This is a genomic window from Siccibacter turicensis LMG 23730 (genome assembly GCF_000463155.2).
Classification (GTDB): domain Bacteria; phylum Pseudomonadota; class Gammaproteobacteria; order Enterobacterales; family Enterobacteriaceae; genus Siccibacter; species Siccibacter turicensis.
The window spans coordinates 646,665-673,430 of record NZ_AWFZ01000028.1 but is presented as its reverse complement, the minus strand read 5'-3'; the positions used below and the strand labels follow the sequence as shown (position 1 = coordinate 673,430).

At 61.4% G+C, this 26,766-nt stretch carries 21 protein-coding genes; 11 read left to right on the top strand and 10 right to left on the bottom strand.

Annotation, left to right across the window (positions count from 1 at the left end; genetic code table 11):
• The first annotated feature begins 84 nt into the window (after positions 1-84).
• Positions 85-1,680 carry an ABC-F family ATPase gene (locus DW58_RS07500; protein WP_024551162.1) on the top strand — a complete coding sequence of 532 codons (1,596 nt, stop codon included), beginning with the start codon at positions 85-87 and terminating at the stop codon, positions 1,678-1,680.
• Positions 1,681-1,757: 77 nt separating this feature from the next.
• On the opposite strand, the gene DW58_RS07495 is transcribed toward DW58_RS07500, so the two are convergent.
• Together DW58_RS07495 and DW58_RS07490 are read right to left on the bottom strand one after the other, a co-directional pair.
• Positions 1,758-4,121: a glycoside hydrolase family 31 protein gene (locus DW58_RS07495; protein WP_024549830.1), complete on the bottom strand. Its 2,364-nt coding sequence runs from the start codon at positions 4,119-4,121 to the stop codon at positions 1,758-1,760.
• Positions 4,122-4,136: 15 nt separating this feature from the next.
• On the bottom strand, positions 4,137-5,438 hold the full coding sequence (locus tag DW58_RS07490) for an MFS transporter (RefSeq protein WP_024549831.1): 1,302 nt from the start codon (positions 5,436-5,438) through the stop codon (positions 4,137-4,139).
• 310 nt (positions 5,439-5,748) lie between these two features.
• Here DW58_RS07490 and DW58_RS07485 point away from each other — a divergent pair, with 310 nt between their 5' ends.
• Positions 5,749-6,819 carry a LacI family DNA-binding transcriptional regulator gene (locus DW58_RS07485; RefSeq protein ID WP_024549832.1) on the top strand — a complete coding sequence of 357 codons (1,071 nt, stop codon included), beginning with the start codon at positions 5,749-5,751 and terminating at the stop codon, positions 6,817-6,819.
• A 4-nt stretch (positions 6,820-6,823) separates the two neighbouring features.
• On the opposite strand, the gene DW58_RS07480 is transcribed toward DW58_RS07485, so the two are convergent.
• The 4 genes from DW58_RS07480 to moeA form a co-directional block, all read right to left on the bottom strand.
• A complete protein-coding gene (locus DW58_RS07480; protein WP_029592655.1) occupies positions 6,824-8,089 on the bottom strand; it encodes a DUF1479 domain-containing protein in 1,266 nt (421 codons plus the stop codon).
• Between the two features lie 150 nt (positions 8,090-8,239).
• Entirely contained in the window at positions 8,240-9,055 is an 816-nt protein-coding gene (locus tag DW58_RS07475; protein ID WP_024551124.1) for a Cof-type HAD-IIB family hydrolase, read from the bottom strand.
• Between the two features lie 223 nt (positions 9,056-9,278).
• The gene (gene moeB / locus DW58_RS07470) at positions 9,279-10,037 is read right to left on the bottom strand and encodes a molybdopterin-synthase adenylyltransferase MoeB (protein WP_024551125.1); all 759 of its coding nucleotides are present in this window, start codon (positions 10,035-10,037) and stop codon (positions 9,279-9,281) included.
• A gap of 1 nt (position 10,038) precedes the next feature.
• Complete coding sequence (gene moeA, locus DW58_RS07465) at positions 10,039-11,271, bottom strand: molybdopterin molybdotransferase MoeA (protein ID WP_024551126.1); 1,233 nt, start codon at positions 11,269-11,271, stop codon at positions 10,039-10,041.
• Between the two features lie 205 nt (positions 11,272-11,476).
• Here moeA and DW58_RS07460 point away from each other — a divergent pair, with 205 nt between their 5' ends.
• From DW58_RS07460 to gsiD, 5 genes are all read left to right on the top strand, one after another.
• Positions 11,477-12,415, top strand: coding sequence for an isoaspartyl peptidase/L-asparaginase (locus DW58_RS07460; RefSeq protein WP_024562445.1), 939 nt, complete (start codon positions 11,477-11,479; stop codon positions 12,413-12,415).
• Positions 12,416-12,424: 9 nt separating this feature from the next.
• Positions 12,425-14,290, top strand: coding sequence for a glutathione ABC transporter ATP-binding protein GsiA (gsiA, locus tag DW58_RS07455; protein WP_024547728.1), 1,866 nt, complete (start codon positions 12,425-12,427; stop codon positions 14,288-14,290).
• A 33-nt stretch (positions 14,291-14,323) separates the two neighbouring features.
• Positions 14,324-15,868 carry a glutathione ABC transporter substrate-binding protein GsiB gene (gsiB, locus tag DW58_RS07450; protein WP_024547729.1) on the top strand — a complete coding sequence of 515 codons (1,545 nt, stop codon included), beginning with the start codon at positions 14,324-14,326 and terminating at the stop codon, positions 15,866-15,868.
• Positions 15,869-16,085: 217 nt separating this feature from the next.
• Entirely contained in the window at positions 16,086-17,006 is a 921-nt protein-coding gene (gene gsiC / locus DW58_RS07445; RefSeq protein ID WP_024547730.1) for a glutathione ABC transporter permease GsiC, read from the top strand.
• 2 nt (positions 17,007-17,008) lie between these two features.
• A complete protein-coding gene (gsiD, locus tag DW58_RS07440) occupies positions 17,009-17,920 on the top strand; it encodes a glutathione ABC transporter permease GsiD (RefSeq protein WP_024547731.1) in 912 nt (303 codons plus the stop codon).
• 73 nt (positions 17,921-17,993) lie between these two features.
• On the opposite strand, the gene rimO is transcribed toward gsiD, so the two are convergent.
• The gene (rimO, locus tag DW58_RS07435; RefSeq protein ID WP_024547732.1) at positions 17,994-19,307 is read right to left on the bottom strand and encodes a 30S ribosomal protein S12 methylthiotransferase RimO; all 1,314 of its coding nucleotides are present in this window, start codon (positions 19,305-19,307) and stop codon (positions 17,994-17,996) included.
• Positions 19,308-19,532: 225 nt separating this feature from the next.
• Between rimO and DW58_RS07430 the strand changes: the two genes are divergently transcribed.
• Together DW58_RS07430 and DW58_RS07425 are read left to right on the top strand one after the other, a co-directional pair.
• A complete protein-coding gene (locus tag DW58_RS07430; protein ID WP_024547733.1) occupies positions 19,533-19,916 on the top strand; it encodes a biofilm formation regulator BssR in 384 nt (127 codons plus the stop codon).
• Between the two features lie 140 nt (positions 19,917-20,056).
• Positions 20,057-21,133, top strand: coding sequence for a PQQ-dependent sugar dehydrogenase (locus tag DW58_RS07425; protein WP_152525622.1), 1,077 nt, complete (start codon positions 20,057-20,059; stop codon positions 21,131-21,133).
• 116 nt (positions 21,134-21,249) lie between these two features.
• Here the strand turns inward: DW58_RS07425 and DW58_RS07420 are convergent, their stop codons facing one another.
• Complete coding sequence (locus DW58_RS07420; protein ID WP_024547735.1) at positions 21,250-21,876, bottom strand: glutathione S-transferase family protein; 627 nt, start codon at positions 21,874-21,876, stop codon at positions 21,250-21,252.
• Positions 21,877-22,108: 232 nt separating this feature from the next.
• On the opposite strand from DW58_RS07420, the gene dacC reads away from it, so the two are divergent.
• Positions 22,109-23,314: a serine-type D-Ala-D-Ala carboxypeptidase gene (dacC, locus tag DW58_RS07415; protein WP_024547736.1), complete on the top strand. Its 1,206-nt coding sequence runs from the start codon at positions 22,109-22,111 to the stop codon at positions 23,312-23,314.
• A gap of 9 nt (positions 23,315-23,323) precedes the next feature.
• On the opposite strand, the gene deoR is transcribed toward dacC, so the two are convergent.
• Together deoR and ybjG are read right to left on the bottom strand one after the other, a co-directional pair.
• Entirely contained in the window at positions 23,324-24,085 is a 762-nt protein-coding gene (gene deoR / locus DW58_RS07410; protein ID WP_024547737.1) for a DNA-binding transcriptional repressor DeoR, read from the bottom strand.
• Between the two features lie 93 nt (positions 24,086-24,178).
• Positions 24,179-24,787 (bottom strand): undecaprenyl-diphosphate phosphatase, encoded by a 609-nt coding sequence (gene ybjG / locus DW58_RS07405; RefSeq protein ID WP_024547738.1) that lies wholly within the window; start codon positions 24,785-24,787, stop codon positions 24,179-24,181.
• Between the two features lie 367 nt (positions 24,788-25,154).
• Between ybjG and DW58_RS07400 the strand changes: the two genes are divergently transcribed.
• Positions 25,155-26,390 (top strand): MFS transporter, encoded by a 1,236-nt coding sequence (locus DW58_RS07400; protein ID WP_024547739.1) that lies wholly within the window; start codon positions 25,155-25,157, stop codon positions 26,388-26,390.
• The last annotated feature ends 376 nt before the right edge of the window (positions 26,391-26,766 follow it).

Sequence of the window (26,766 nt, the reverse complement as noted above, 5' to 3'; positions counted from 1 at the left end):
ACGCCGCCGGGAATTGCGGGGCGATTTAGAATCTGAATTATGGCATAATGCGCCGTTTATCACATTTCTACCCAGGACAATACCGTGTTAGTTAGCAGCAACGTCACCATGCAGTTCGGCAGTAAGCCGCTGTTCGAGAACATTTCCGTCAAGTTTGGCGGCGGCAACCGCTACGGCCTGATTGGCGCCAACGGCAGCGGTAAATCCACATTTATGAAGATCCTGGGTGGCGATTTAGAGCCGACGCTGGGCAACGTGTCGCTCGATCCTAACGAGCGTATCGGTAAGCTGCGCCAGGACCAGTTTGCATTCGAAGCGTACACCGTGCTGGATACCGTGATCATGGGTCACGGCGAGCTGTGGGACGTTAAGCAGGAGCGCGACCGCATCTACGCCCTGCCGGAAATGAGCGAAGAGGACGGCTACAAAGTGGCCGATCTCGAAGTGCAGTACGGCGAAATGGACGGTTACTCCGCGGAAGCCCGTGCCGGTGAACTGCTGCTGGGCGTCGGTATTCCGGTTGAGCAGCACTACGGCCCGATGAGCGAAGTAGCGCCAGGCTGGAAGCTGCGTGTTCTGCTGGCGCAGGCGCTGTTCTCCAACCCGGAAATTCTGCTGCTCGATGAACCGACCAACAACCTGGACATCGACACCATTCGCTGGCTGGAGCAGGTGCTGAACGAGCGCGAAAGCACCATGATCATCATTTCGCACGATCGTCACTTCCTGAACATGGTCTGCACCCACATGGCCGATCTGGACTACGGCGAGCTGCGCGTTTACCCGGGCAACTACGACGAGTACATGACCGCTGCCACCCAGGCACGCGAGCGTCTGCTGGCGGACAACGCCAAGAAAAAAGCGCAGATTGCCGACCTGCAATCCTTCGTGAGCCGCTTTAGCGCCAACGCCTCCAAATCGCGTCAGGCGACGTCACGCGCCCGCCAGATCGATAAGATCAAGCTCGACGAAGTGAAAGCCTCCAGCCGCCAGAACCCGTTCATCCGCTTCGAGCAGGACAAGAAGCTGTTCCGTAACGCGCTGGAAGTGGAAGCGCTCACCAAAGGCTTTGAAGACGGTCCGCTGTTTAAAAATGTCAACATGCTGGTGGAAGTGGGCGAGAAAGTCGCGGTTATCGGCACCAACGGCGTGGGTAAATCCACCCTGCTGAAAACCCTGGTGGGCGATCTGCAGCCTGACAGCGGCACCGTGAAGTGGTCCGAAAACGTGCGCATCGGCTACTACGCCCAGGACCACGAGTACGAGTTCGACAACGACCTGACGGTGTTCGACTGGATGAGCCAATGGAAGCAGGAAGGCGATGACGAGCAGGCGGTACGCAGCGTGCTCGGTCGTCTGCTGTTCAGCCAGGACGACATCAAGAAGCCGGCGAAGGTGCTCTCCGGGGGCGAGAAGGGTCGCATGCTGTTCGGTAAGCTGATGATGGAGCGCCCGAATATTCTGGTCATGGATGAACCGACCAACCACCTGGACATGGAGTCCATCGAGTCGCTGAACATGGCGCTGGAGCACTATCAGGGCACCCTGATCTTCGTCTCTCACGACCGTGAATTCGTCAGCTCGCTGGCGACCCGCGTGATTGAAATCACCCCGCAGCGCGTGGTGGACTTCACCGGCGGCTACGAGGATTACCTGCGCAGCAAAGGCATCGACAACTAATTCGCCGTCTTTCACGCTGCAGATGCGTTGGTTTCACCTGTAAACCCCGGTCATCCGGGGTTTACAGGCCTGCCGCACTACACCACCCACTCATTCCCTTCGACGCCATTCACCCGCAGCCTGCGGCTTTCGCCTGCCGGTAACGACACCTTCAGCGCCTTCCACGCCGGACGATAATCGCCGCGTGCGTGGACCTTCAGGTCGATGGTGGTCGCATCACATACCATTTCCCACGTCACCCACAGCGCATTTCCGTGCTGGTAGCCCCAGCTTTCGCCGTCGTCTTCAAACAGCAGCCCCTGGCTGGTACCGACGCCGTTGAGCGGGAACAGCTTCAGCTCGCGGGTATCGTCCTGCCCGGCATCCACGTGGGTAATGCGCTCGCTGAGCGGCAGCCCGGCCCCGGCGCGTACCAGCAGCGGCAGGGTCTCCAGCGGCGCGGGAAGCGTGATCCACTGCCCACCGCTGTACCAGACCCCACTGTAAAAGTCATACCAGCCGGCGTCGTTATCCGGCAGCCAGACGCGGCGCTCGCGCTGCCCGGCCTCCACCACGCTCGCCACCAGCAGGTCGCGGCCCAGCATAAAGTCATCGCACGGCTCGAAGGTCTGCGCGTCATGCTCGTGATCGAGGAAGGTCGGGCGCAGCATCGGCTCGTCGTCGGCATGGGCCTGCCACAGCAGCGTATAGAGCCAGGGCAGCAGGCGATAGCGTAGCGCAATGGCGCTGCGGATGGCGGGCGTAACCGCCGGGTACATCCACGGCTCGTTGACCGTCCGATCGTCATTCCAGGAGTGGATGGTAAAGCGGGGATGCATCACGCCGTTCTGCACCCAGCGCACAAACAGCTCGGCGTCGGGCTTGTCGCCCGAGAAGCCCCCGACGTCATGCCCGACGTTGTACAGCCCGGAGAGGCTCATCCCCAGCCCCATCTGAATGTTGTAGCGCAGGGTCTGCCAGCTGGTGCGGTTGTCGCCGCTCCAGGTCTGGACGTAGCGCTGCATCCCGGCGCAGCCGGAGCGGGAGATCAGGTACGGGCGTTTGTCCGGCGCAAACCGCTGCTGGGCTTCCAGCGAGGCGCGCATCATCAGCAGCGGCATCACCGGCCGGATATGCTTGATGGCGACCGGCGATCCGAAACCGTGGCAGCGCGCTTCGCCGTCCCAGACTTCGTATTCATTATTATCGTTCCAGGTCGAGTCGATACCCATCTCCAGCAGCTGCGTGGTCACGCCGTTTTGCCACCAGGCGATGGTCGCCGGGTTGGTGAAATCCAGATGCGACCCTTCGTCGTCCCAGAAGCTGGAGATCTCCGGCCCGTCGCTCTGGGAGTCGCGAATAAATAGCCCCTGCTGCGCCACTTCCTGATAGCGCGGGTGATCCTGCAGCAGGCAGGGTTTGATGTTGGCGGCCAGCTTCAGCCCGGCATCGTGGAACGCGGCGCTCATCGCCTTCGGCTGCGGCACTTTGTCGTAGTTCCAGTTAAAGACGTAACGCTTGTTGTTGATCGAGGTATAGCCGGAGGACAGCTGGAACGAGTCGCAGGGGATGGCGTGCTCGCGGCACAGGCGGATGAAGTTGCCGAGCTGCGCCTGCGCGTCCGGCGCGTCGGTATAGTGCATGGTGGAGCCGCTGTAGCCGAGGCTCCACTTCGGGCCAAACAGGGTTTTCCCGGTCAGGCGAACAAAGGCTTTGGTGACGTCCAGCGTCCGCGCCCCGGTAAACAGGTAGTAGTCGATATCCCCGGCCTCGGCCTGCCAGCGGCGGTAGGGGGCGTGATAGTTGTCAATCTCATTGCCCAGATCCAGCCAGCAGCTGGCGAGGTTGTCGTAGAACAGCCCAAAGCTGATGTCGTCGCGCCGGGTGAGGGTGAAGGGAATATGCTTGTAGAGCGGGTCGGTGCTGGCGGCGTTGTACCCCATCGCATCGAGGTTACGCATCTCATAGCGCTTGCCGTTGCGCAGCAGCGGACCGGCTTTTTCACCCAGCCCGTAATAGCGGTCGTCCGGCTCGCGGCGCTGATAGTGCGCCACGCCGTCGCCGTGGGCGTTGAGCAGGTAGGCGCTGGTGGGGCGATCGCTGACCAGCGGCTGCCAGTCGCCCTGCGCGGTGCGATAGTGCCACTCCAGCCACAGCGGCTGATGCACCGTCACGCGCAGCTGCTCGGTAGAGACGGTCACCCGGCCATCGGCCTGCTCAAGCTGCCAGTCAGGCAGGCTGAAGCCCGAGAGATCCTCGCGTGGCCGGCCTTCCCACGGCACATCCTCGGCCGGGGCGATGCTCCAGGTGCGATCCAGCGCCAGCTCGCCCCGGCGTTTAATCAGCACGCGAAACAGATTCTGTTCCAGCACATAGAGGCAGAGCTGGTGCTGCCCGTCCACGGTCAACGTGATGTGGTGCGCCTCGGTGCGCGTTACGGTCCAGTTTTTCAGGGTTTTCATTCCACTCATCCCTTGTCATGCGCGCGATGCGCGACGTTCAGCAATAAAAGCAATCAGGAACACGGCGCCAATCAGGTCAAACAGGCCCATAGCGATAAACAGCGGGTTAAAGCCAATTTTGTCGGCGGTCACGCCAATCAACAGTGAGAACAGGAAGCTGGCGATCCAGGCGCAGGAGCCGCGCATGCCGTTGACCGTCGCCATCTGGCCCTTATCAAACGACTCCACCACCAGCGCGCTGAGCATGCAGGAGATAATCTGGTGGCCGAAGCCGCCGATGGAGATCAGCGCAATGGTGATGTACGGGTCGCGGGTCAGGGTCACGATGGCCAGCGACACCATCAGGAACGCGCCGGTAACCGAACTGGCGACGATGGAGTTAACCCGGGTGCAGCCGAAAACGCGCACGTAGACTTTCGTCAGGTAGCCGCTGGCAACGCTCCCGAGGTCGGCGGCGAGAAACGGCAGCCAGGCGAACATGGCGATCTGCTTGAGATCCATGCCGTGCTCTTTGGCAAGGTAGAGCGGCACCCAGAAGCTCATCACCGCCCAGGCCGGCTCTGCCATAAACGCCGGAATGGCGATGCCGTAGAAGCGCTTGTTCTTGCCCACGGTTTTCAGGGCGGTGAAGAAGGGGAGGCGCACCGCGGGCGGCTCGTTATCCTGCTTGATGTAGGCCAGCTCTTCCGTGCTGAGGTTGGGGTGTTTTTCCGGGGACTGATAGAACAACCACCACAGCACCACCCAGAGCAGCGCCAGCACGCCGGTGAACATAAACGCACCCTGCCAGCCAAACGACGCGTGGGCAAAGTAGATGATCGGCGGGGCCAGCATCGCGCCAATCGAGAAGCCGACGCCAGCCCAGCCGGCGGCCACCGGCCGCTCCTTTTTCGGGAACCACTCCCCGAGGGTTTTGGCGTTGGCCGGGGTGGCCGCCGCTTCGGCGCTACCCATAAAGAAGCGCAGGATGGCCAACTGGATCCAGCTTCCCGCCCCGGCGTGGAAGATGCACATCAGCGCCCACAGCGTGGCGCAGATCATAAAGCCCAGCTTGAGGCCGATTACGTCAATCAGCCAGCCGCAAATCGGCTGAAACAGGGTATAGGCGAGCTGAAACGCACCCACGATCCACGAGTACTGCTCGGTGGTAATCCCGATGCTGCTCTTTAGCTCGGGAGCGAGGATCCCGAGCGAGTTACGCGTGATGTAGTTGACCGTTACACCCATCAAAAACAGGCACAGCACCCACCAGCGCAGATGGCGCACCACGCGCCGGGTTTTGCTGGCGCTGATGCCAGCATTAATTCCTTGACTCATTGCGTTCTCCACGTCCCGGTTGATTAATGTAATTGGTATAACAACCTGCCGCCTGCGTCCAGGAACGGCAGCAGAGACCAACATCCCTATAAATTACAGGGTGTTAGGGTTTTTATATGCCGGAAGGTAGAGGTAAGGCTGTCCGACAACCCGAGAGTAGGCGAGAGTAAAACGCCGCTGTAGCGGAAATTATGCAAAAATTCTCACCATAAGGCGTTTCTGGTATGGCAGTATGGCAATATTCCCCCGACAGCCTGTAGGTTCCCGCTGTGAGATTTTTTTCATTTCACAAACGGAGATGGATCACATAATGAGCAAAAAGCTAAAAATCACTCAAATCGCCGCCCGGACCGGGCTGTCGGTCAGTACCGTTTCCCGGGTGCTGGCCGGGAAAGCCAACACCAGCGATGCGGCGCGCCAGCGGGTGATGGCCTGCGCGGAACAGCTTGGCGTGTTGCAGGGCATGGCGGCCGGCCGGCTGCTGCTCAACAGCCTGGTGGTGTTTGCGCCGCAGCGCGCCTTCGATGAACGCTCCGACATCTTCTATTACCGGGTGATTCAGAGCATCAACCAGGCGCTGGCGCCCCATGAGGTGCGGCTGCGCTACTGCGCGCTGGAGGAGAATGACAGCGACGCCAACCTGTTTCTCGCCCGTATGAATGACGCCCAGGCCCAGGCTGCGATGCTCATCGGCATCGACGATCCGCATATCTACGATCTCGCCGCCGATCTCGGCAAACCCTGTGTGCTCATCAACTGCCGGGACGGCAAGATGCGCCTGCCCGCCGTGGCGCCGGATCATCGCCTGCTGGGGGAGTGTGCGGCGCGCTACCTGTTTGAGATGGGCCATAAGCGCGTGATGTCGATGCTCTGCCTGCGCCGCTACACCATGGAGCTGCGGCTGGCCGGTATCCGCGATGCCTGGGACGCGGCCAACATGCCGTTCAGCGACGAGCAGCACCTGCTGGTGGCCCAGAGCTTCAGCGCCCGGGAGGGGGAGGCGGTGATGACGGCGTTTCTTGAACAGACCCCGGCGCGGGAACTGCCCAGCGCGATGCTGGTGGGCGGTGACTTTTTAGCGGCGGGGGTGGTCAGTGCCCTGCAAAAACGGGGGCTGCGCGTGCCCGCCGACATATCGGTGATGAGCATTGACGGCGCGAATCTGGCGGCCATCCAGGATGTTCCGCTGACCACGCTTCAGGTACCGCGTGACGAGTTGGGTACCGAGGCGGTGCAGATGCTGCAGCAGCGGCTCATCCGGCCTGATGCCCCGGCCGGGACGCTGCTGCTGTATGGGAAACTGACGGCGCGGGAATCGGTGCGCCGCATCCGTCCGGGGAAAACCCGCACCCTGGTGCAGGGTGACGGGCTCTACGAGTAGCCGCTCAGCGTTCCAGCCCGAGGCTGCGGCGCCCGTTATGGTTGAGGTCGGCCGGGGTAAAGCGGTCCTGCCAGCTCACTTCGTAATCCTCGCGCGGGAAATCCCCCGGTGACTGGCCGGTGGTCAGCGCCTGGGCCACCTTATGGGCGTAGGCCAGGTTTTTAGGGCACATCGGTGCGGCGGGAATATACATCACGTTCCCCCAGCCCTGCTGATCCTCCACCGGCGCCACGGCGTGTATCACGTCGCAGTGCCACCACACCGAATCGCCCGCGTTCAGCGCCGGAATGGAGGTCAGGGCCGCCATCAGCTGCGGATGCCACTTTTCAGATATCGGCAGCACGCGGCCGGGCGCAACGCCGCACAGCTCCTCTTCCGGCACATCGTCGAGCAGGGGACGCAGCAGCACCATCGCCATCGCCTCGGGGATGGGAATCACGTGCAGCAGCCCCTGACCCGGCAGCATATCCGACAGCGCGGTCCAGCCCTGGAAGGTACGGAACACCGAGCATTTGGTGGTGTTATCCACCTGGTATTCATCTACCTCGGTGCGGTGCGCCGCATCCCAGGGGTCGTAGCGGTCAATATCGCCGCTGAACACGTGGCGGAAGACCTGCTGATAGGCCGGAAGCAGCCAGCGCTCCAGCGCCCCGGAATCGGTGTGTGCTCCAAGCCCTTTGGAGGTGGTGCCCGGCGGGCGACGGCGGATGCGGTCGGGATAGATCACGCTGACGTCCGGGTCGAACCACTGGGTATCGCCGTCGCGGTAGGTCCAGAGGCGGTTCAGGAAGGACTGCGCGCGCGCCATGCGGTCGCTCTGCCGGGCTTCCATCTGCGCCCGGGACCAGTAGATCGGGTAGATTTCCGGGCGCGATGCCTCAAGCGATCCGAAGAAGCTGTCTCCCGGCCCGCGGTACTGGGCATCGAAATCGTTTTTCGCCAGGTAGTCCAGCATCGACTGGTCCCACGCCAGCGCCTCGTCGCGCGGGAAGTGGCCCTTGATGACCGCACAGCCGTGCCTTTTGATGTCGGCAATCTGGGCAGGGGTTACGCTGCCGCTGGCTATCTGCTCCCAGGGGATCACCGGCCAGATGGGATCGCCCGCAGCCTGGCGCTGCTGGATTTCCGCCACGCGGGTGGCAAGGCGTGCGCTGAGACGGTCCCAGACCGCCTGAACGTCGCCGATATGGGCTCTCAGCTCCCGCTTCATCTGGCGGATAGCGGATGCCGGGTCGTCAGGCAGAGTGGCGTGTTCGAAGGTAAAGGGCATGGCAACCTCGCTGTAACTTTCATTCGAAAGTAATTGTGATTACACATGACAATTTAAGTTAATGGTTGGTTAATGCAAGTTTAAAAACCTGCATCAGTGCACAAATCGAAGAAAGAAGAGGCCGAGGCGCATGCCCCGGCGTGAGGAGGATTACTGGTCGAAGGGCGCGCTGCGCGTGAGGACGGCGTCAATCACATTGAGCGCGCCTTCGTTATTGTTGCTGTCGGTCTGGAAGCGCGCCGCCTGGCGCACCACCGGCGAGGCATTGCCCATGGCAAAGGACCACTTCACCAGCTCCAGCATTTCGACGTCGTTGGCGCTGTCGCCGATGGCAACACATTCCTGAGGTGAAATGCCCCAGCGCTGCAACAGGCGACCCAGACCGCTGGCCTTGTGCAGGCCGGGGATGATCAGATCGACAAACCCGTAGCCGCTGGTCACCGGCTTCATGATGCCGTCGAGGCTCTGATGCAGAACGTCGATAAGCTCGGGGATCGCCTCGTCGCTCAGGTTGAGCGAGAACTTAAACAGCGTGTCGTCGATGTCGCGGTAATCTTTTACCCGCTCCAGGCGGTGGTAGTGTTTTGACATCAGCTCCACCAGTTCGGCGGGCGCGCTGTCGATGATATAGGCGCTTTTCAGCCCACAGGCCACGAACTTCAGGGTGGGATCCTTGCTCAGTTCGCCCAGCACCTTACGCGCTTCGTTGCGGGTCAGTTCGCCGTGGAAAATCTCCTGGCCGTGTTCGTACACCAGGGCACCGTTTTCGGCAACAAAGGAGATGTCGTCTTTCAGGGTCGGGAAGAAGGAGATCAGCTGGTAGTACTGGTTTCCGCTGGCCACCACGAATTCGATATTCTGCGCCTTAAGCTGCTGGTAGAGGCGCAGAAAGCGCTCGCGGTTATACTGCTTGTGGTCGTCAAGAAAGGTTCCGTCCATATCGACGACGACAGCTTTAATAGTCATACCTGGAACTCCTGGAAGGTTTACGGCAGTGCGAAACATTCTAGTTAGCAGCGTTACGATTACAAGCGCAATCAGGCTTCAGGATTTTTATCTGAGTAAAAACAAGGAACTACGCATCAGGCGTGAGCGAATGCGCGCTATTTCCCGCCGCCAGGCTAATCCTTAGAAAAAATAGAAACCAGAGCGGCAGAAATAAACAGCGGCGGGTCACGACGGGTTATTATCAGGCGGTATGCGCATCGCCGCAGATATCGCACTGCGGATTGCGCGGCAGCGTCATCTCCCGGAACTGACAGGTCATGGCGTCGTACATCACGATTTTTCCGGCGGGCGGCGTACCGTACTGGGCGATAAGCTTGATGGCCTCCATAGCCTGCAAAGCACCAATCACCCCGACCAGCGGCGCCATCACGCCGGCTTCGACGCAGCTTAAGGTGCCGTCGCCGAACAGACGGCTCAGGCAGCGGTAGCAAGGGGTGTCCTCCGCCCAGGTAAACACCGTAATCTGCCCCTCCATGCGGATCGCCGCCCCCGAGACCAGCGGCACCCGCGCGCCAAAACAGGCGGCGTTGAGCTGATTGCGCACCGCAACGTTGTCGGTGCAGTCCAGCACCAGATGGTGCTCGGCCACCAGCGTGGCGATAGCCGCGTCGTCCAGCAGCGTATCAAGCGTGGTCAACTGGCAGTATGGATTCAGCGCCTGCAACGCCGCTTTTGCCGAGGCCACTTTCGGCTGCCCGACGGTGGCGTCGCTGTGCAGGATCTGTCGTTGCAGGTTGGAAAGCGACACGGTGTCGAAATCGAGCAGCGTCATCGCCCCGACGCCCGCCGCCGCCAGATAGCTCGCCGCCGCACAGCCCAGCCCGCCGAGACCGACCACCAGCACGCGCGCACCTTTCAGCGCCTCCTGGCCCTCAAAGTCAAAGCCGCGCAGCACGATCTGGCGGTTATAGCGCATCATCTCCTGGTCGGTCAGCTCCATGTCAGCCTCCGAACAGAGCGTTGAACGGCTCGATGTCCACCATCTCGCCGGCTTCCACGTTGCCGCGCTCGCGCTCCAGCACGATAAAGCAGTTGCCCTGGCTGAAGGAGCTGAAGATATGCGAGCCCTGATGGCCGGTGGTGGTCACCTCCAGCGCGCCGTTTTCATCCTGACGGAAAATGCCGCGCTGGAAATCGAGGCGGCCAGGGGCTTTTTTCAGGCGCGTGGCGGCGCGGGCACGCAGCCGCACCGGGGTACGCTTCTCCACCGCACCGCTGAGGGTCGCCAGCAGCGGACGCACCAGCTGATAGAAGGTCAGGGCGGCGGAGACCGGGTTGCCCGGCAGGCCGCAGAACCAGCTGTTTTTCAGGCGGCCAAAGGCGAAGGGTTTACCCGGCTTGATGGCCAGCTTCCAGAAGTGGATATTGCCCATCTCTTCCAGAATGGTTTTGGTGTAGTCGGCTTCCCCGACCGAAACGCCGCCGGAGCTAATCACCACGTCCGCCTGACGGTCGGCCTCGACAAAGGCAGCGCGCAGCGCATCGGGGGAGTCAGGGATGATGCCAAGATTAATCACCTCGCAGCCGAGCTGTTCAAGCATCACATGCACCGCCAGACGGTTGGTGTCGTAGATCTGCCCGTCACCCAGCGGCTGACCCGGCAGCACCAGCTCGTCACCGGTGGAGAACACCGCCACGCGCAGGCGACGCACCACCTCAACGTTGGCAATGCCGAGCGAGGCCAGCACCGGCAGCTCCGCCGCGCTCAGGGTCTGCCCGGCTTTGAAGACCACGGCACCGGCACGGATGTCTTCTCCGCAGCGGCGCACGTTCTGCCCGGCACGCACCGGCGCGGTAAACCGCACCCCGGCGTCGGTGACCTCGGTCTCCTCCTGCATCACCACGGCCTCGCAGCCCGCCGGCACCGGGGCGCCGGTCATGATGCGGATGCAGCTCCCGGCAGGCCATTCGCCGTGAAACGGCTGCCCGGCAAAGGCTTTACCGGCCACCGGCAGCGCCGCGCCTGAGGACGCCTCGTCAACCCGCACCGCATAGCCATCCATCGCCGCGTTATCAAACCCCGGCACGTTCAGCGGCGAGGCGACGTCTGCTGCCAGCGTGCGTCCGAACGCCTGCACCAGCGGCAGGGTCTCGCGGCCGCTAACCGGCGCAAGGCCGTTCAGCATGTTATCAAGGGCGGTATCGAGGGAGATAAGGCCTGCGGTCGGTTCCATGAAATACTCCAGCGGGGATGATCGAAAGCGCTCATTATGGCAGAAAACGGGGCCAGGCTGCATGTACCGATTTAGCGGTACGGCCGGGAACGGCTTTACAGCACTTTTACATCTTTCTATATTCAAAATTCGTATGAGAGAGCGGTCACGGTAATGATATTTATAGAAAAACCGCCGCAAGCCACACTACACCGGGTGAAAAAAGATGGGTAAAGCAGTGATTGCCATTCATGGCGGTGCCGGGGCGATAAGCCGGGCGCAGATGAGTCCGGCGCTGGAGCAGCAGTATATCGCGGCGCTGTCGGCGGTGGTGGAGGCCGGTCAGGCTATCCTGGCGGCAGGGGGCAGCGCGCTGGACGCGGTGACCGAGGCGGTACGCCAGCTGGAGGAGTGCCCGCTGTTTAACGCCGGTAAAGGCGCGGTGTTTACCCGCGACGCCACCCACGAGCTGGATGCCTGCGTGATGGACGGCTACACCCTCAAGGCCGGGGCGGTCGCGGGCGTGAGCCGTATTGAAAATCCGGTGCTGGCGGCGCGTCTGGTGCTGGACGCCAGCCCGCACGTGCTGCTGGTGGGCGAGGGGGCGCACGCGTTTGTCGCCTCTCAGGGGATGCCGCTGGTCGACCCGGCGCTGTTTTCCACCCCGGAGCGGCTGGCGCAGCTTCAGCGCGCCCAGGCGGGTGACGATATTGTGCTGGATCACGACGCGCCGCTCGATCCTGACCGCAAATTCGGAACCGTCGGTGCTGTGGCGCTCGATCTACAGGGTAACCTTGCCGCGGCGACCTCAACCGGCGGCATGACCAATAAGCTGCCGGGGCGGGTGGGCGACAGCCCGCTACCGGGCGCGGGCTGCTATGCCAATAACGCCAACGTGGCGGTCTCCTGCACCGGCAGCGGGGAAGTGTTTATGCGCACCCTTGCGGCCTATGACATCGCCGCGCTGATGGAGTATGGCGGCATGAGCCTTCATGAGGCCTGTGCCGGGGTGGTGATGGACAAAATTCCGGCGCTGGGCGGCAGCGGCGGCGTTATCGCCATCGACCGGGAGGGGAACGTCGCACTGCCTTTCAACTGTGAAGGCATGTATCGTGGTTATGGCTATGTGGGCGACGCGCCCAACGTCGGTATTTATCAGGAATAAGGAGTTCGGGTGCCAGAACCACAGGAATTACCCCAGGAACAGGTGTTGAACGTGCGCGATCTCGCGGTGCGCTTCCGGCACGATGCGCAGATAACCGAGGCGGTACGCGGGGTGTCGTTCACGCTCAACCGTGGGGAGACGCTGGCTATCGTCGGTGAGTCGGGGTCGGGAAAGTCCGTGACCGCCCTGTCGCTGATGCGTCTGCTTGAGCAGTCCGGCGGCGAGGTGTCCAGCGAGGCGATGCTGCTGCGTCGGCGCACCGGTCACATCGTTGACCTGCGCACGCTCACGCGCAAACAGATGCGCGACGTGCGCGGCGCCGATATGGCGATGATTTTCCAGGAGCCGATGACCTCCCTCAACCCGGTGTTTCCGGTCGGGGAGCAGATCGCCGAGTCGATTCGCCTGCACCAGGGGCTGAATCGCGACGCGGCGATGAAAGAGGCGAAGCGGATGCTCGATCTGGTGCGCATTCCCGAGTCGCAGGCGATCCTGTCCCAGTTTCCCCATCAGCTCTCCGGCGGGATGCGCCAGCGCATTATGATCGCGATGGCGCTCTCGTGCCGTCCGGCGGTGCTGATTGCCGATGAGCCGACCACCGCGCTGGATGTCACCATCCAGGCGCAGATCCTGCACCTCATTCGCGTGCTGCAAAAAGAGATGGCGATGGGGGTGATTTTTATCACCCACGACATGGGCGTAGTGGCGGATATGGCGGATCGCGTGCTGGTGATGTACCAGGGCGAAGCGGTGGAAACCGGCTCGGTGAACGAGATATTCGCCGCGCCGCAGCACCCCTATACCCGCTCGCTGCTGGCTGCTGTCCCAAGGCTGGGTGCGATGAAAGGCACCTCCGCGCCGCGCAAGTTCCCGGTGGCGGGGGCAGAAGAGACGCTGCGCGCACCGAGCCGCAACACGGTGGTGGACGACGGCGGGCCGATCCTGGAAGTGCGCGATCTGGTGACCCGCTACCCGGTGCGCAGCGGCATTCTCAACCGCGTCACCAGCGAAGTGCACGCCGTGGAGAAAGTGAGCTTCGATCTCTGGCCGGGTGAGACGCTGTCGCTGGTGGGCGAGTCCGGCTGTGGGAAATCCACCATCGGGCGCTCGCTGCTGCGGCTGGTGGATATCCAGGGCGGCAGCATCACCTTCAAAGGGCAACGCATTGATACCCTCGGCAGCACGCGGATGCAGGCGGTGCGCCGGGATATTCAGTTTATTTTTCAGGATCCCTGGGCGTCGCTCGACCCGCGCCTGACGGTCGGCTATTCGATTATGGAGCCGCTGCTGGTGCATGGCGTGCTGGATGAGGCCAGTGCAAAGCGGCGCGTCGCCTGGCTGCTGGAGCGCGTCGGGCTGAAGCCCGAGCACGCCTGGCGCTATCCGCACGAGTTTTCCGGCGGGCAGCGGCAGCGCATCTGCATTGCCAGAGCGCTGGCGCTCAATCCGCAGGTAGTGATTGCCGACGAATCGGTGTCGGCGCTGGACGTGTCGATTCGCGCCCAGATCATCAACCTGCTGCTCGACCTGCAGCAGGAGTTCGGCATCGCGTTTCTGTTTATTTCGCACGATATGGCGGTGGTGGAGCGCATCAGCCACCGCGTCGCGGTGATGTATCTTGGGCAAATTGTGGAGATTGGCCCACGTCAGGCGGTGTTTGAACATCCTCAGCATCCCTACACCCGCAAACTGATGGCGGCTGTGCCGGTGGCCGATCCGTCGCACCCGCGCAGCAAACCGGTACTGCTTTCCGATGAGATCCCAAGCGCTACGCGAAAGATCGGCGACGAACCCGAGGTCTCCCCGCTGGTTGCCGTTGGCCCCGGTCATTTCGTGGCGCGGCATCCTGTCGGGTTACGACCAGGCCCCTATTAAAACATGACAGGCAGGGATAATAAGGAGAACACAATGAAACAACCCAACGGGCATACGCTGGCGGCAGCGCTGGGTCTGGGCGTCGCGGCGATGCTGTGCGCCACGCCTGCGCTGGCCGCGAAAGATATCGTCGTCGCGGTGGCGTCCAACTTCACCACCCTCGACCCCTATGATGCCAACGACACCCTGTCGCAGGCGGTGGCCAAATCCTTCTATCAGGGGCTGTTCGGGCTTGATAAAGAGATGAAGCTCAAAAACGTGCTGGCGGAGAGTTATAAGGTTTCTGATGACGGGCTGACCTGGACCATCGCCCTGCGCAAAGGGGTGAAATTCCAGGATGGAACCGACTTTAATGCGCAGGCGGTCAAGGTGAACCTCGATCGCGCCAGCAACCCGGAGAACCATCTCAAACGCTACAACCTCTACAAAAACATCAGCAAAACCGAGGTGGTGGACGATCACACGGTGAACATCGTGCTGAAGCAGCCGTTCTCGGCGTTCATCAACATTCTTGCCCACCCGGCGACGGCGATGATCTCGCCGAAGGCGCTGAAAGAGCAGGGCAAACAGATTGGTTTCCACCCGGTGGGAACCGGCCCCTATCAGCTGGTGACCTGGAATCAGACCGACTTCGTGAAGGTGAAGAAGTTTGACGGCTACTGGCAGAAAGGGCTGCCGAAGCTGGATGGCATCACCTGGCGCCCGGTGGTGGATAACAACACCCGTGCGGCGATGCTGCAAACCGGCGAAGCGAACTTTGCCTATCCGATCCCGTACGAGCAGGCGCCGCGGCTGGAGAAAAACAGCAAGCTGGCGCTGGTCGCCAGCCCGTCGATCATGCAGCGCTACATCAGCATGAACGTCACCCAGAAGCCGTTTGATAATCCGAAGGTGCGCGAGGCGGTCAACTACGCCATCAACCGTCAGGCGCTGGTGAAGGTGGCGTTCTCCGGCTTCGCCACCCCGGCGACCGGCGTGTTGCCGCCTGCTATTGAGTACGCCCAACGTTACCAGCCGTGGCCTTACGATCCGGCGAAAGCGCGCGAGCTGTTGAAAGAGGCAGGCTATCCGAACGGCTTCAGCACAACGCTCTGGTCATCCCACAACCACAGTACGGCCCAGAAAGTGCTGCAGTTTACCCAGCAGCAGCTGGCGCAGGTGGGTATCAAGGTTAAGATCACGGCGATGGATGCTGGCCAGCGCGCGGCGGAAGTGGAGGGCAAAGGGCAGAAAGAGAGCGGCGTCAGAATGTTCTACACCGGCTGGACGGCCTCCACCGGGGAAGCCGACTGGGCGCTCTCCCCGCTGTTCGCTTCACAAAACTGGCCGCCGACGCTGTTTAATACCGCGTTCTACAGCAATCCGCAGGTGGATAAGGATCTGGCCGAGGCGCTGAAAACCACCAACAGCGACCAGAAAGCGACGCTCTACAAGGATGCCCAGGACACCATCTGGAAAGAGGCGCCGTGGGCACCGCTGGTGGTGGAGAAGCTGGTTTCTGCCCACAGTAAGAACCTGACCGGGTTCTACGTGATGCCGGATACCGGGTTCAGCTTTGAGGATGCGGACCTGCAGTAGCGGTCGGTTTCTGTCTCCCCGCCTGTTGCCGGGGAGCGGGGAACGCCGCCGACGTAACGAACGAAGAAGGGCGCGCCTTCGCCGTCAGGGCTGAAGGCGCGATCGTGCTTGTGCGGTAACAACAGAACATGGAGCCAGGTTTTCCCCTCTCAGTCCTGAGAGGGCCGGGTGCAGGCCACTCACTAACCTGATAGAGGCGTAGAAATGAAGGATTTGCATGGTTAATTACGTCATAAAACGCCTGCTGGGGCTGATACCGACCCTGTTCATCGTCATGGTGCTGGTATTTTTATTTGTTCATCTGCTGCCCGGCGATCCGGCGCGGCTGATTGCCGGGCCGGAGGCGGACGCCGAGGTGATCGCCCTGGTGCGTCAGCAGCTGGGGCTGGACCAGCCGCTGTGGTACCAGTTCTGGCACTACATTTCGCATGTGGTGCAGGGGGATTTTGGCATCTCGATGGTGTCGCGCCGCCCCGTAGCGGAGGAGATCGCCAGCCGCTTTATGCCGACGCTGTGGCTGACGCTGACCAGCATGGCGTGGGCGATGCTGTTCGGGCTGGCGACCGGCATCGTGGCCGCCGTGTGGCGCAATCGTTGGCCGGATCGGCTGAGCATGACCGTGGCGGTAACCGGTATCTCATTCCCGGCGTTTGCCCTGGGAATGCTGCTGATGCAGGTCTTTTCCGTGCAGCTTGGCTGGCTGCCGACGGTGGGGGCCGACAGCTGGCAACACTACATCCTGCCGTCGCTGACCCTCGGGGCCGGCGTGGCGGCGGTGATGGCGCGCTTTACCCGCGCCTCGTTTGTCGAGGTGCTCAACGAAGACTACATGCGCACCGCGCGGGCAAAAGGGCTAAGCGAACGCTGGGTGATCCTGAAACACGGCCTGCGCAACGCGATGATCCCGGTGGTGACCATGATGGGGCTGCAGTTCGGTTTTCTGCTGGGCGGCTCGATCATTGTCGAACAGGTGTTTAACTGGCCGGGACTGGGCCGCCTGTTGGTTGCCTCGGTGGAAATGCGCGATTATCCGGTGATTCAGGCGGAAGTGCTGCTGTTTTCGCTGGAGTTTATTCTTATCAACTTAGTGGTCGACGTGCTCTACGCCGCCATTAACCCCGCTATCAGGTACAAATAAGGATGCGACTTTTTAACTGGCGCCGTCAGGCTATCCTCAACGCCATGCCCACCCTGCGCCCGGAGAGCGTGCGCACGCCGGGACGCGAGTTCTGGCGTCGTCTCCGGCAGCAGCCCACCGCCCTGGCGGCGGGGGCGTTTGTGGCCGGGCTTATCATTCTGGCGGCGATCGCGCCCTGGATTGTGCCCTACGACGTGGCGAACTACTTCGACTATGAACGCCTGAATGAGGGGCCGTCGATGGCGCACTGGTTTGGGGTGGACTCGCTGGGGCGCGACATCTTCAGCCGCGTGCTGGTGGGGGCGCAGATCTCGCTCGCCGCCGGGGTGTTTGCGGTGCTGATCGGCGCGCTGATTGGCACCGTGCTCGGCCTGGTGGCGGGCTACTACGAAGGCTGGTGGGATCGCATCATCATGCGCATCTGCGATGTGCTGTTTGCATTCCCCGGTATTCTGCTGGCGATTGCGGTAGTGGCGGTGATGGGAAGCGGCATGACCAACGTGATCGTGGCGGTGGCGATTTTCAGCATACCCGCCTTCGCCCGTCTGGTGCGCGGCAATACCCTGGTGCTGAAGCATCAGACCTTTATTGAATCGGCGCGCAGCATCGGCGCATCGGACCGCACCATCCTGTTCCGGCATATCCTGCCGGGCACGGTGTCGTCCATCGTGGTCTACTTCACCATGCGCATCGGCACCTCGATTATCTCCGCCGCCAGCCTGTCGTTTCTCGGGATGGGCGCGCAGCCGCCTACGCCGGAGTGGGGCGCGATGCTCAACGAGGCGCGCGCGGATATGGTGATGGCCCCGCACGTGGCGATCTTCCCGAGCCTGGCGATTTTCCTCACCGTGCTGGCGTTTAATCTGCTGGGGGACGGGCTGCGCGATGCGCTCGACCCAAAGATTAAAGGGTAAATGGCCTGGCTGAACCCCGGCGACACGCATAAAAAAAAGGCTGCCATCGGCAGCCTTTTTCACATCAGCACGCTCAGACGCGGCTGCCCCACAGGTCGTACTCGTCGGCGTTCTCCACCTTAACGCGTACCACATCGCCCGGCTTCACGCCGGTTTCACCGTTGAGGTAAACCGCGCCGTCAATCTCCGGTGCGTCAGCCATGCTGCGGCCAATAGCGCCTTCGTCGTCTACTTCGTCGATGATGACCATGATTTCACGGCCCACCTTCTCCTGCAGACGTTCGGCGGAGATCTGCTGCTGAAGCTGCATAAAGCGGTTCCAGCGCTCCTCTTTGATCTCTTCCGGCACCTGATCCGCCAGTTCATTCGCGGTCGCGCCTTCAACCGGGCTGTACTTAAAGCAGCCGACGCGATCCAGACGCGCTTCCTTCAGGAAGTCGAGCAGCATCTGGAAGTCTTCTTCGGTTTCCCCCGGGAAGCCGACAATAAAGGTCGAACGCAGGGTCAGTTCCGGGCACACTTCACGCCACTGCTTGATGCGCGCCAGCTGGCGATCGACGGAACCTGGACGCTTCATCAGTTTGAGAATGCGCGGGCTGGCGTGCTGCAGCGGGATATCCAGATACGGCAGGATTTTGCCCTCGGCCATCAGCGGGATAACGTCGTCCACGTGCGGATAGGGGTAGACGTAGTGCAGTCGCACCCAGATACCGAGCTTCGCCAGCTGTTCGCACAGGCTGACCATGCTGGTTTTGACCGGCTCACCGTTCCAGAACCCGGTGCGATGCTTGACGTCCACGCCGTAAGCGGAGGTGTCCTGGGAGATCACCAGCAGCTCTTTCACGCCCGCTTCGGCCAGGCGTTTGGCTTCCGCCAGCACGTCACCGATTGGACGGCTGTCGAGATCGCCGCGCATCGAGGGGATGATGCAGAAGGTGCAGCGGTGGTTGCAGCCTTCTGAAATTTTCAGGTAAGCGTAGTGACGCGGGGTCAGCTTCACGCCCTGTTCCGGCACCAGGCTCAGGAACGGGTTGTGCTTCGGCTTCGGCACATAGTGGTGAACGTGCTTAAGCACCTGCTCGTAGCTGTGCGGCCCGGTGATCTCCAGCACTTTCGGATGCACTTCGCGAATTTGATCTTCTTTGGCACCCAGGCAGCCGGTCACAATCACCTTGCCGTTTTCATTCAGCGCTTCGCCGATGGCTTCCAGCGACTCCTGCACGGCGCTGTCGATAAAGCCGCAGGTGTTGACGATGACCATGTCGGCGTCATCGTAGCGTGGCACCACGTCATAGCCTTCGGTGCGCAGCTCCGTCAGGATGCGCTCGGAGTCGACGAGGTTTTTCGGGCAGCCGAGGGAGACAAACCCAATTCGCGGTTGTTGCATGCTTGTACGCTCACAAAGTAAACAGAAAATAAAAAACCGGCAGATTCTACACGGGTTTGCAGCGGGGCTCTACTGCTAGTTGGCAATGCCGACGGACGAGGGGGCACTGGCGCGGGGAGCCTTACGCCCGGCAATAGCGGCCGGAACATTGACCTAGCGCATAAATTAGTACGAAAAGTAGCCATATTATCGTTGTGATATCCACGTAACTGAGGAGATAACCGTATGAACGGGAATATGTCCGTTGTGCAGTGGCTGTTACGCGCCGAGGACGCCGATCGGGCACTGAACGCCTATCTGCAGCTGCGTCAGGCCAAGGGCTATATGTCGACCCGGGACAACGATGCGCTGCGCCGTCAGCTGAGCGATCTGTATCAGGACAGCCGGCGGATTCGCCCGGCGGATAAAGCCAGCCTGAAAGCCTGCCAGGGCATGGCGCTGATGGATGCCATCGAAGCCTTTTCCTCCGCGGCGGTATGCCTGATGACCGGGCGGCATGATACCCCGGCCTGGATTGCGGTGGACGCCATCAAGCTGGAGCGGGCGGTCAACACCATTCACCCGGCGCTGGGGCTGCTTGCCGAACTGCGCGACCCCCACCACGCCTGATCCGGGGGAGGCGACTCCCCCCGACCTTAAGATTGTGTAAAAAACACCCGCTCTCCCGGCTGGCTGGCTACCCTTAGCCTGATACCCTAAAGGAGACGCGTATGCCTGTTCCCGCCCGCCGATTACTGCTGTCCACCCTGATGCTCTCCCTCTCCTGGCAGGTCAGCGCCGCCGGGGAGAAGGTTGAGGTGCTGCAAACCAAACTTGATCACCCCTGGTCCCTGGCGTTTTTGCCTGAAGATAAGGGGATGCTGATTACCCTGCGCGGCGGTCAGCTGCGCCACTGGCAGGCCGGGAAAGGGCTGTCGGACCCGATAACCGGCGTGCCGAAGGTGTGGGCCAACGGGCAGGGCGGGCTACTGGATGTGGTACTGGCCCCGGATTTCGCTCAGAGCCGTAAGGTATGGCTCAGCTTTGCGGAAGGCGGCAGCGACGGTAAGGCCGGCACTGCGGTGGGTGTGGGCAGACTTTCGGAGGATGTTACCCGGCTGGACGATTTTAAGGTGGTGTTCCGCCAGCAGCCGAAGCTCTCTACCGGCAACCACTTCGGCGGCCGCATGGTGTTTGACGGTAACGGCTATCTGTTTATCGCCCTCGGGGAAAACAACCAGCGCCCGACCGCCCAGGAGCTGGACAAGCATCAGGGCAAGCTGGTGCGGCTGACCCAGGACGGCGCGGTGCCGGATGATAATCCGCTGGTGGGCAAAGCCGGTCAGCTGCCTGAGATCTGGGCCTGGGGGATCCGTAATCCGCAGGGCATGGCGATGAATCCCTGGAGCAACGCGCTGTGGCTGAACGAGCACGGCCCGCGCGGCGGGGATGAAATCAACATCCCTCAGAAGGGTAAAAACTACGGCTGGCCGATCGCCACCTGGGGGATCAACTACAGCGGTTTTGCCATCCCCGAAGCAAAAGGGGAGATTGTCGCCGGAACCGAGCAGCCGGCCTTTTACTGGAAGGATTCACCGGCGGTAAGCGGAATGGCGTTCTATAACGCTGACCGTTTTCCGCAGTGGAAAAACAAGCTGTTTATCGGCGCGCTTAAGGACAAGAACGTGATTCAGATGACGGTGAACGGCGATAAAATCAGCGAGGACGGGCGCATCCTTGACGATCGCGGCCAGCGCATTCGCGATGTGCGCGTCGGCCCGGACGGATACCTCTATGTCCTGACCGATGAGTCCGACGGCGAGTTACTAAAGGTGAGTCCGCCGTAAATCACACCGTTATGCCAGAGGGGGCGGTGAGCCCCCTTTGGTCGTTCATGAGTTTCATGGAAATGCGGTGTCACGGTGAACGGCATCCTCACCGAGGTAGCAGAGATGCTGTGCCCTCAGCTTACCGGGATCATCACCACTTTCTGATACGCCGGGCGCTCAGCCAGCTGCGCGTACCAGCGCTCAAGGTGAGGGTATGACGGCCAGCTTACGCCGCAGTTAAACAGGTTCCAGATGTAGGGCGCGACCGCGATATCGCCGACGCCGAACGCCTCGCCGGAGAGCCAGTCCTGGGAGGCCAGCGCGTTGTCGAGCAGGGTGAACAGGCCGTTACACTCCTCAATGCCCTGGTCGATTTCGCTCTGGTTGCGCTGCGCCGGTGGGGTTCGCACCAGGCCCATCAGAATTTTACGGTGCGACGGGGCAAGCGTCGCGCCGCTCCAGTCCATCCATTTTTCCGCCTGGGCGCGGGCGGCCGGGGCGTCAATCCACAGGCGGCTCTGGCCGTACTGCGCCGCCAGATAGCGCACAATGGTATTGGATTCCCACAGCACCATCCCGCTTTCCTCATCGCGCAGGCAGGGCACCAGCCCGTTCGGGTTCATGGCGAGATATTCAGGCGTGTTATTAATCCCGAATTTTCCCCCGGCCGGAATGACGTTATACGGCAGCGCCAGCTCCTCCAGACACCACACCACTTTCTTCACATTGGTCGAATTATCGCGACCCCAGACGGTAATCATCAGCGGCTCCTTAAGCGCAGGTTGACTCCCTGCATCGTCAGCCAATAATGGAAAAGATGCAAATGTTGCTGAAAAACCCGGCGACGTGGAGGCTGTGTTTAAACGTCATGGCATAAACTTTAAAAACTTTACGTCCCCGCTGTTTCCCCGGCGCAATTTGTGCGGTTTACTCAGCCTTCAGTCTAATTAAGTGATTTGTATTGATTTTTGGAACGGACCTCGGGTGGTATCTATGACTTTTTTCACGTGTTTTTCAACCTTCAGGCGCGCAGCCGCCTCGGGCATACTGCTGCTGGGCATCGTTCCGGCAGTGCAGGCCGCCGAGCCGCCTGCGCCACCGCAGCTTGACGCCCGCGCCTGGATATTAATGGACTACGCCAGCGGCAAAGTGCTGGCCGAAGGCAATGCCGATGAAAAACTCGATCCGGCCAGCCTGACCAAGCTGATGACCAGCTACGTGGTGGGCCACGCGCTGAAGTCAGGAAAGATTCACCTGGATGATATGGTAACCGTCGGGAAAGACGCCTGGGCCACCGGCAACCCGGCGCTGCGTGGCTCGTCGCTGATGTTCCTGAAGCCTGGCGACCAGGTGTCGGTCGCCGATCTCAACAAGGGCGTGATCATTCAGTCCGGCAACGACGCCAGTATCGCGATCGCCGACTATGTGGCGGGCAGTCAGGATTCGTTTATCGGTCTGATGAACGGCTACGCGCGTCAGCTCGGCCTGACCAGCACCACCTTTAAAACGGTACACGGCCTGGACGCGCCGGGGCAGTACAGCACCGCGCGGGATATGGCGAAGCTGGCCCAGGCGATGATCCGCGACGTGCCGGAAGAGTACGCCATTCATAAAGAAAAATCGTTTACTTTCAATAATATCCGACAGCCTAACCGCAATCGCCTGTTGTGGAGCAGCAATCTTAACGTCGACGGGATGAAAACCGGCACCACGGCGGGGGCGGGCTATAACCTTGTCGCCTCGGCAACCTCAGGCGATATGCGCCTGATTTCGGTGGTGCTGGGAACCAAAACCGATGCCATTCGCTTCCGCGAGTCCGAATCGCTGCTCACCTGGGGTTTCCGCTTCTATGAAACCGTCAGCCCGATCAAACCCGGCAGCACCTTTGTGTCGCAGCGGGTGTGGTTCGGTAATACGCCGGAGGTGAAGCTCGGCGCCGGGGATAACACGGCCATCACCATTCCGCGCGGACAGCTGGCGAAGCTGAAAGCCAGCTTCACGCTGGACAATCCGCAGCTTACCGCGCCGTTGAAAAAGGGACAGGTGGTAGGGCGTATCGATTATCAGCTCGACGGAAAAACCATCGAGCAGCATCCGCTGGTGGTGATGGAGGCCGTCGAAGAGGGCAGCTTCTTTAGCCGTATCTGGGACATGGTGTTGCTTAAGTTCCACCAGTGGTTCGGTGGTTTCTTCTCCTGATAGCCCGCGCTACCAGAGCAGTTCGACCTTTTCCTGCGCGGCGAATGCCGCAAACTCATCGTCCGGACGCTGGTCCGTGACGATGAGGCTGAACGCGCTCACCGGTCCCATGCGGGCCGGACGTATTTTGCCAAACTTGCTGTTATCCACCACCAGCACGTGCTGCCGGGCGCTCTCCAGCGCCCAGTGCTTCACCGGAAGCTCATCCAGATTGAAGCAGGTCACGCCCTGACGCGGGGTGATTCCGGCGGCAGAGAAGAAGGCGATATCCGGGCAGAGGTTGCGCAGCGTTTCGTGAAAGTTCAGCGGCTTGAAAATCGCGTTGCTGGCGTGAAACTCACCGCCGCACAGGATCACCCGGCAGTGCGGTTTCTCCTGCAGCGCCAGGAAGGTGTTCAGCGAGTAGCAGATGCCGGTGAAGGGCAGTTCGTTGTCGAGCGCGGCGATGATCCACGGCGTGGTGGTACCGCAGTCAAAAAACAGCGTCTGATGCGGGCGCACCAGCGCGGCAGCGCGCACGGCGGCGCGGCGCTTCTCCTCAACAAAACGGGTCTTTTCATCGCTGAGCAGGTAGTGGCTGGACGCGCTGCGCGGCTCCAGCACGATGTAGCCGCCGAGCAGCACCACCGGCGCACTGTGGGCGTTAAGATCGCGACGGATGGTCATTTCTGAGACGCCGAGCAGGGCGGCGGCCTCTTTCAGGTGAAGTTTATCGCTGCGTTTTAACGCCTGAATGAGCTGGCTGATTCGCTCGTCGCGCCGTGTTTCCATGATGCCTCACGCTGGGTTAGCGCAGGCATAGCGCCCCCGGAATCGGGGTAACGCTGCCTGCCTCAGCCGGCCATCTTACCCGGCGCGCCGGGGTTAGTCACGCACCCAGCCCTTGCGGATAGGGAGAGCGAAGCAGATGCGGTAAATGCGTAGCGCCAGCTGGCCAATCGCTTCTCCGGCGTAATTCCAGAACATCTGCGCGGCCAGACACGCCACCATCCCTACCAACAGTCCGCCCAGCATATCCAGCGGCCAGTGCACCCCCAGATAGACCCGCGACCAGGCGATCAGCAGCGCGACCGCGCTCATCAGTACGCCCGACCACAGGCGGTGCCAGCACAGGAACGCCACGGCGAAGGTGAAGATCACGGTGCCGTGGTCGCTGGGGTAGGAGTAGTCCGGGGCATGGTGCAGGAACTGGTAGCCGACCCCTTCAACGAACGGGCGGTCATGGGGATAAAGCTGACCCAGCGTCCAGGAGAGCGCTACGCTGGCCAACAGCGCCAGGGCCGTTTTCATCACCATGACGCGCTGCTGGGGAACCTGACGACGCGGTCCCCACAGCCAGAGCGCCACAACCAGCAGCGGTGCGACGATAATCAGATCCTGGGCAACCCAGGTAGCGAAGCGGATCGTCCACGCCGGCGAGGACGGCGTAGCATTCAACAGGTAAAACAGCGTGTGGTTAAGGCTTTCCAACATCGTGAACCGATCTCCAGATAAAACGGCGAACAGGGAAGCCCTGTCGCCGGGTACAGCTCCAGCCGTACCCGTCAGCCCATTTCGGGTGAACACGTGCATCCCGCGCGGCGGGAGTGAAAGTCGTTAAGCATAAAAGCCTGCCGCAGCGGGTAAAACCAGCATTGTCCTGGTTTGCCTGAAGGCAATGCGAAAACAACCGGTTAGGGGGTGTTGTCGTCGCCCACGCAGCAAGCCTACCGCGCCCGGCTTAACGAAACCTGAACCGCGAGGAAACCGCGGCGAGAAAGGCTGAAATCGACCACAATGTAGTATCGCTGTGACGGCCATTTCATTACACTCTGCGCGAAATCGTGGATAAAGAGTCGATATGGAAAACAAACACCTGTCTGCAAAACGTCTTGGGCGTCAGGCGCTGCTGTTCCCGCTGTGTCTGGTGCTGTATGAATTCTCAACCTATATCGGCAACGATATGATCCAGCCCGGCATGCTGACCGTGGTGGAGCAGTACCAGGCCGGCGTCGAATGGGTGCCAACCTCGATGACCGCCTACCTCGCGGGCGGCATGTTTTTGCAGTGGCTGCTCGGGCCGCTGTCGGACCGTATTGGCCGTCGTCCGGTAATGCTCGCCGGGGTGCTGTGGTTTATGGTGACCTGTCTTGCCACGCTGCTGGCGCAGAACATCGAGCAGTTCACCGCGCTGCGCTTCCTGCAGGGGATCAGCCTGTGCTTTATTGGCGCCGTGGGCTATGCGGCAATCCAGGAGTCGTTTGAGGAGGCGGTGTGTATCAAGATCACCGCGCTGATGGCGAACGTGGCGCTGATTGCGCCGCTGCTTGGGCCGCTGGTCGGCGCGGCCTGGATACACGTCGCGCCGTGGGAGATGATGTTTGTACTGTTTGCGGTGCTGGCGGCGATCTCCTTCTACGGACTGGCGAAAGCGATGCCGGAAACCGCGACGCGGCTTGGCGAGACGCTGTCGATGAAAGAGCTGTGGCGCGACTACAAGCTGGTGTTGAAAAACATCCGCTTTGTGGCCGGGTCGCTGGCCATTGGTTTTGTCAGCCTGCCGCTGCTGGCGTGGATTGCTCAGTCGCCGGTGATCATCATCAGCGGCGAGGGGCTGACCACCTATGAGTATGGTCTGCTACAGGTGCCGATTTTCGGGGCGTTGATCGCCGGTAACCTGCTGCTGGCGCGCTTGACGTCGCGCCGCACGGTGCGCGCGCTGATTATCCTTGGCGGCGGCCCTATCGTGCTGGGCCTGGTGCTGGCGGCGTTCGCCACCGTCTTTTCCGCCCATGCCTATCTGTGGATGACCGCCGGGCTGAGCCTTTACGCTTTCGGCATCGGGCTTGCCAACGCCGGCCTGGTGCGCCTGACGCTGTTCGCCAGCGACATGAGTAAAGGTACGGTATCGGCGGCGATGGGGATGCTCCAGATGCTGATCTTTACCGTCGGGATTGAGGTGAGCAAACACGCCTGGGTGGGCGGCGGCAACGGGCTGTTCAGCCTGTTTAACCTGGCCTGCGGCATTATCTGGCTTGGGCTGATGGTGATCTTCCTGCGCGACAAACAGGTGGGAAGCGGCTTACAGCCGCAGTAAAGAAAGGGGTCGTTGCAGTGGTCAGCCCGAGATACACGGGGCGACCACCGGGTTTGGCGCCCCTCCGGGGACCAAAACCCCGGCGTTTCCCCTAAAATGCAGCATCGGTGTGGCTGGGGCAACGAACCGCATCGCTTACCGGTCGAACGGCGGCTTACAGCCTCAGTCAGGCGAAGGGTTCGTTGCAGCGGTCAGCCCGAGATACCCGGGGCGACCACCGGGTTTGGCGCCCCTCCGGGGACCAAAATCCCGGTGTTTCCCCTAAAGTGCAGCATCGGTATGGCTGGGGCAACGAACCGCATCGCTTACCGGTCGAACGGCGGCTTAGAGCCTCAGTCAGGCGAAGGGTTCGTTGCAGCGGTCAGCCCGAGATACA

What these genes read in the sequence shown, in the direction of transcription:
- deoR (WP_024547737.1), bottom strand. Translation starts at nt 24,085, where the DNA reads ATGGAAACACGGCGCGACGAGCGAATCAGCCAGCTCATTCAGGCGTTA.
- moeB (WP_024551125.1), bottom strand. Translation starts at nt 10,037, where the DNA reads ATGGAGCTGACCGACCAGGAGATGATGCGCTATAACCGCCAGATCGTG.
- DW58_RS07430 (WP_024547733.1), top strand. Translation starts at nt 19,533, where the DNA reads ATGAACGGGAATATGTCCGTTGTGCAGTGGCTGTTACGCGCCGAGGAC.
- moeA (WP_024551126.1), bottom strand. Translation starts at nt 11,271, where the DNA reads ATGGAACCGACCGCAGGCCTTATCTCCCTCGATACCGCCCTTGATAAC.
- gsiD (WP_024547731.1), top strand. Translation starts at nt 17,009, where the DNA reads ATGCGACTTTTTAACTGGCGCCGTCAGGCTATCCTCAACGCCATGCCC.
- DW58_RS07480 (WP_029592655.1), bottom strand. Translation starts at nt 8,089, where the DNA reads ATGCCCTTTACCTTCGAACACGCCACTCTGCCTGACGACCCGGCATCC.
- rimO (WP_024547732.1), bottom strand. Translation starts at nt 19,307, where the DNA reads ATGCAACAACCGCGAATTGGGTTTGTCTCCCTCGGCTGCCCGAAAAAC.
- ybjG (WP_024547738.1), bottom strand. Translation starts at nt 24,787, where the DNA reads ATGTTGGAAAGCCTTAACCACACGCTGTTTTACCTGTTGAATGCTACG.
- DW58_RS07425 (WP_152525622.1), top strand. Translation starts at nt 20,057, where the DNA reads ATGCTCTCCCTCTCCTGGCAGGTCAGCGCCGCCGGGGAGAAGGTTGAG.
- DW58_RS07490 (WP_024549831.1), bottom strand. Translation starts at nt 5,438, where the DNA reads ATGAGTCAAGGAATTAATGCTGGCATCAGCGCCAGCAAAACCCGGCGC.
- dacC (WP_024547736.1), top strand. Translation starts at nt 22,109, where the DNA reads ATGACTTTTTTCACGTGTTTTTCAACCTTCAGGCGCGCAGCCGCCTCG.
- DW58_RS07485 (WP_024549832.1), top strand. Translation starts at nt 5,749, where the DNA reads ATGAGCAAAAAGCTAAAAATCACTCAAATCGCCGCCCGGACCGGGCTG.
- DW58_RS07420 (WP_024547735.1), bottom strand. Translation starts at nt 21,876, where the DNA reads ATGATTACCGTCTGGGGTCGCGATAATTCGACCAATGTGAAGAAAGTG.
- gsiB (WP_024547729.1), top strand. Translation starts at nt 14,324, where the DNA reads ATGAAACAACCCAACGGGCATACGCTGGCGGCAGCGCTGGGTCTGGGC.
- DW58_RS07400 (WP_024547739.1), top strand. Translation starts at nt 25,155, where the DNA reads ATGGAAAACAAACACCTGTCTGCAAAACGTCTTGGGCGTCAGGCGCTG.
- DW58_RS07475 (WP_024551124.1), bottom strand. Translation starts at nt 9,055, where the DNA reads ATGACTATTAAAGCTGTCGTCGTCGATATGGACGGAACCTTTCTTGAC.
- DW58_RS07495 (WP_024549830.1), bottom strand. Translation starts at nt 4,121, where the DNA reads ATGAAAACCCTGAAAAACTGGACCGTAACGCGCACCGAGGCGCACCAC.
- gsiC (WP_024547730.1), top strand. Translation starts at nt 16,086, where the DNA reads ATGGTTAATTACGTCATAAAACGCCTGCTGGGGCTGATACCGACCCTG.
- DW58_RS07460 (WP_024562445.1), top strand. Translation starts at nt 11,477, where the DNA reads ATGGGTAAAGCAGTGATTGCCATTCATGGCGGTGCCGGGGCGATAAGC.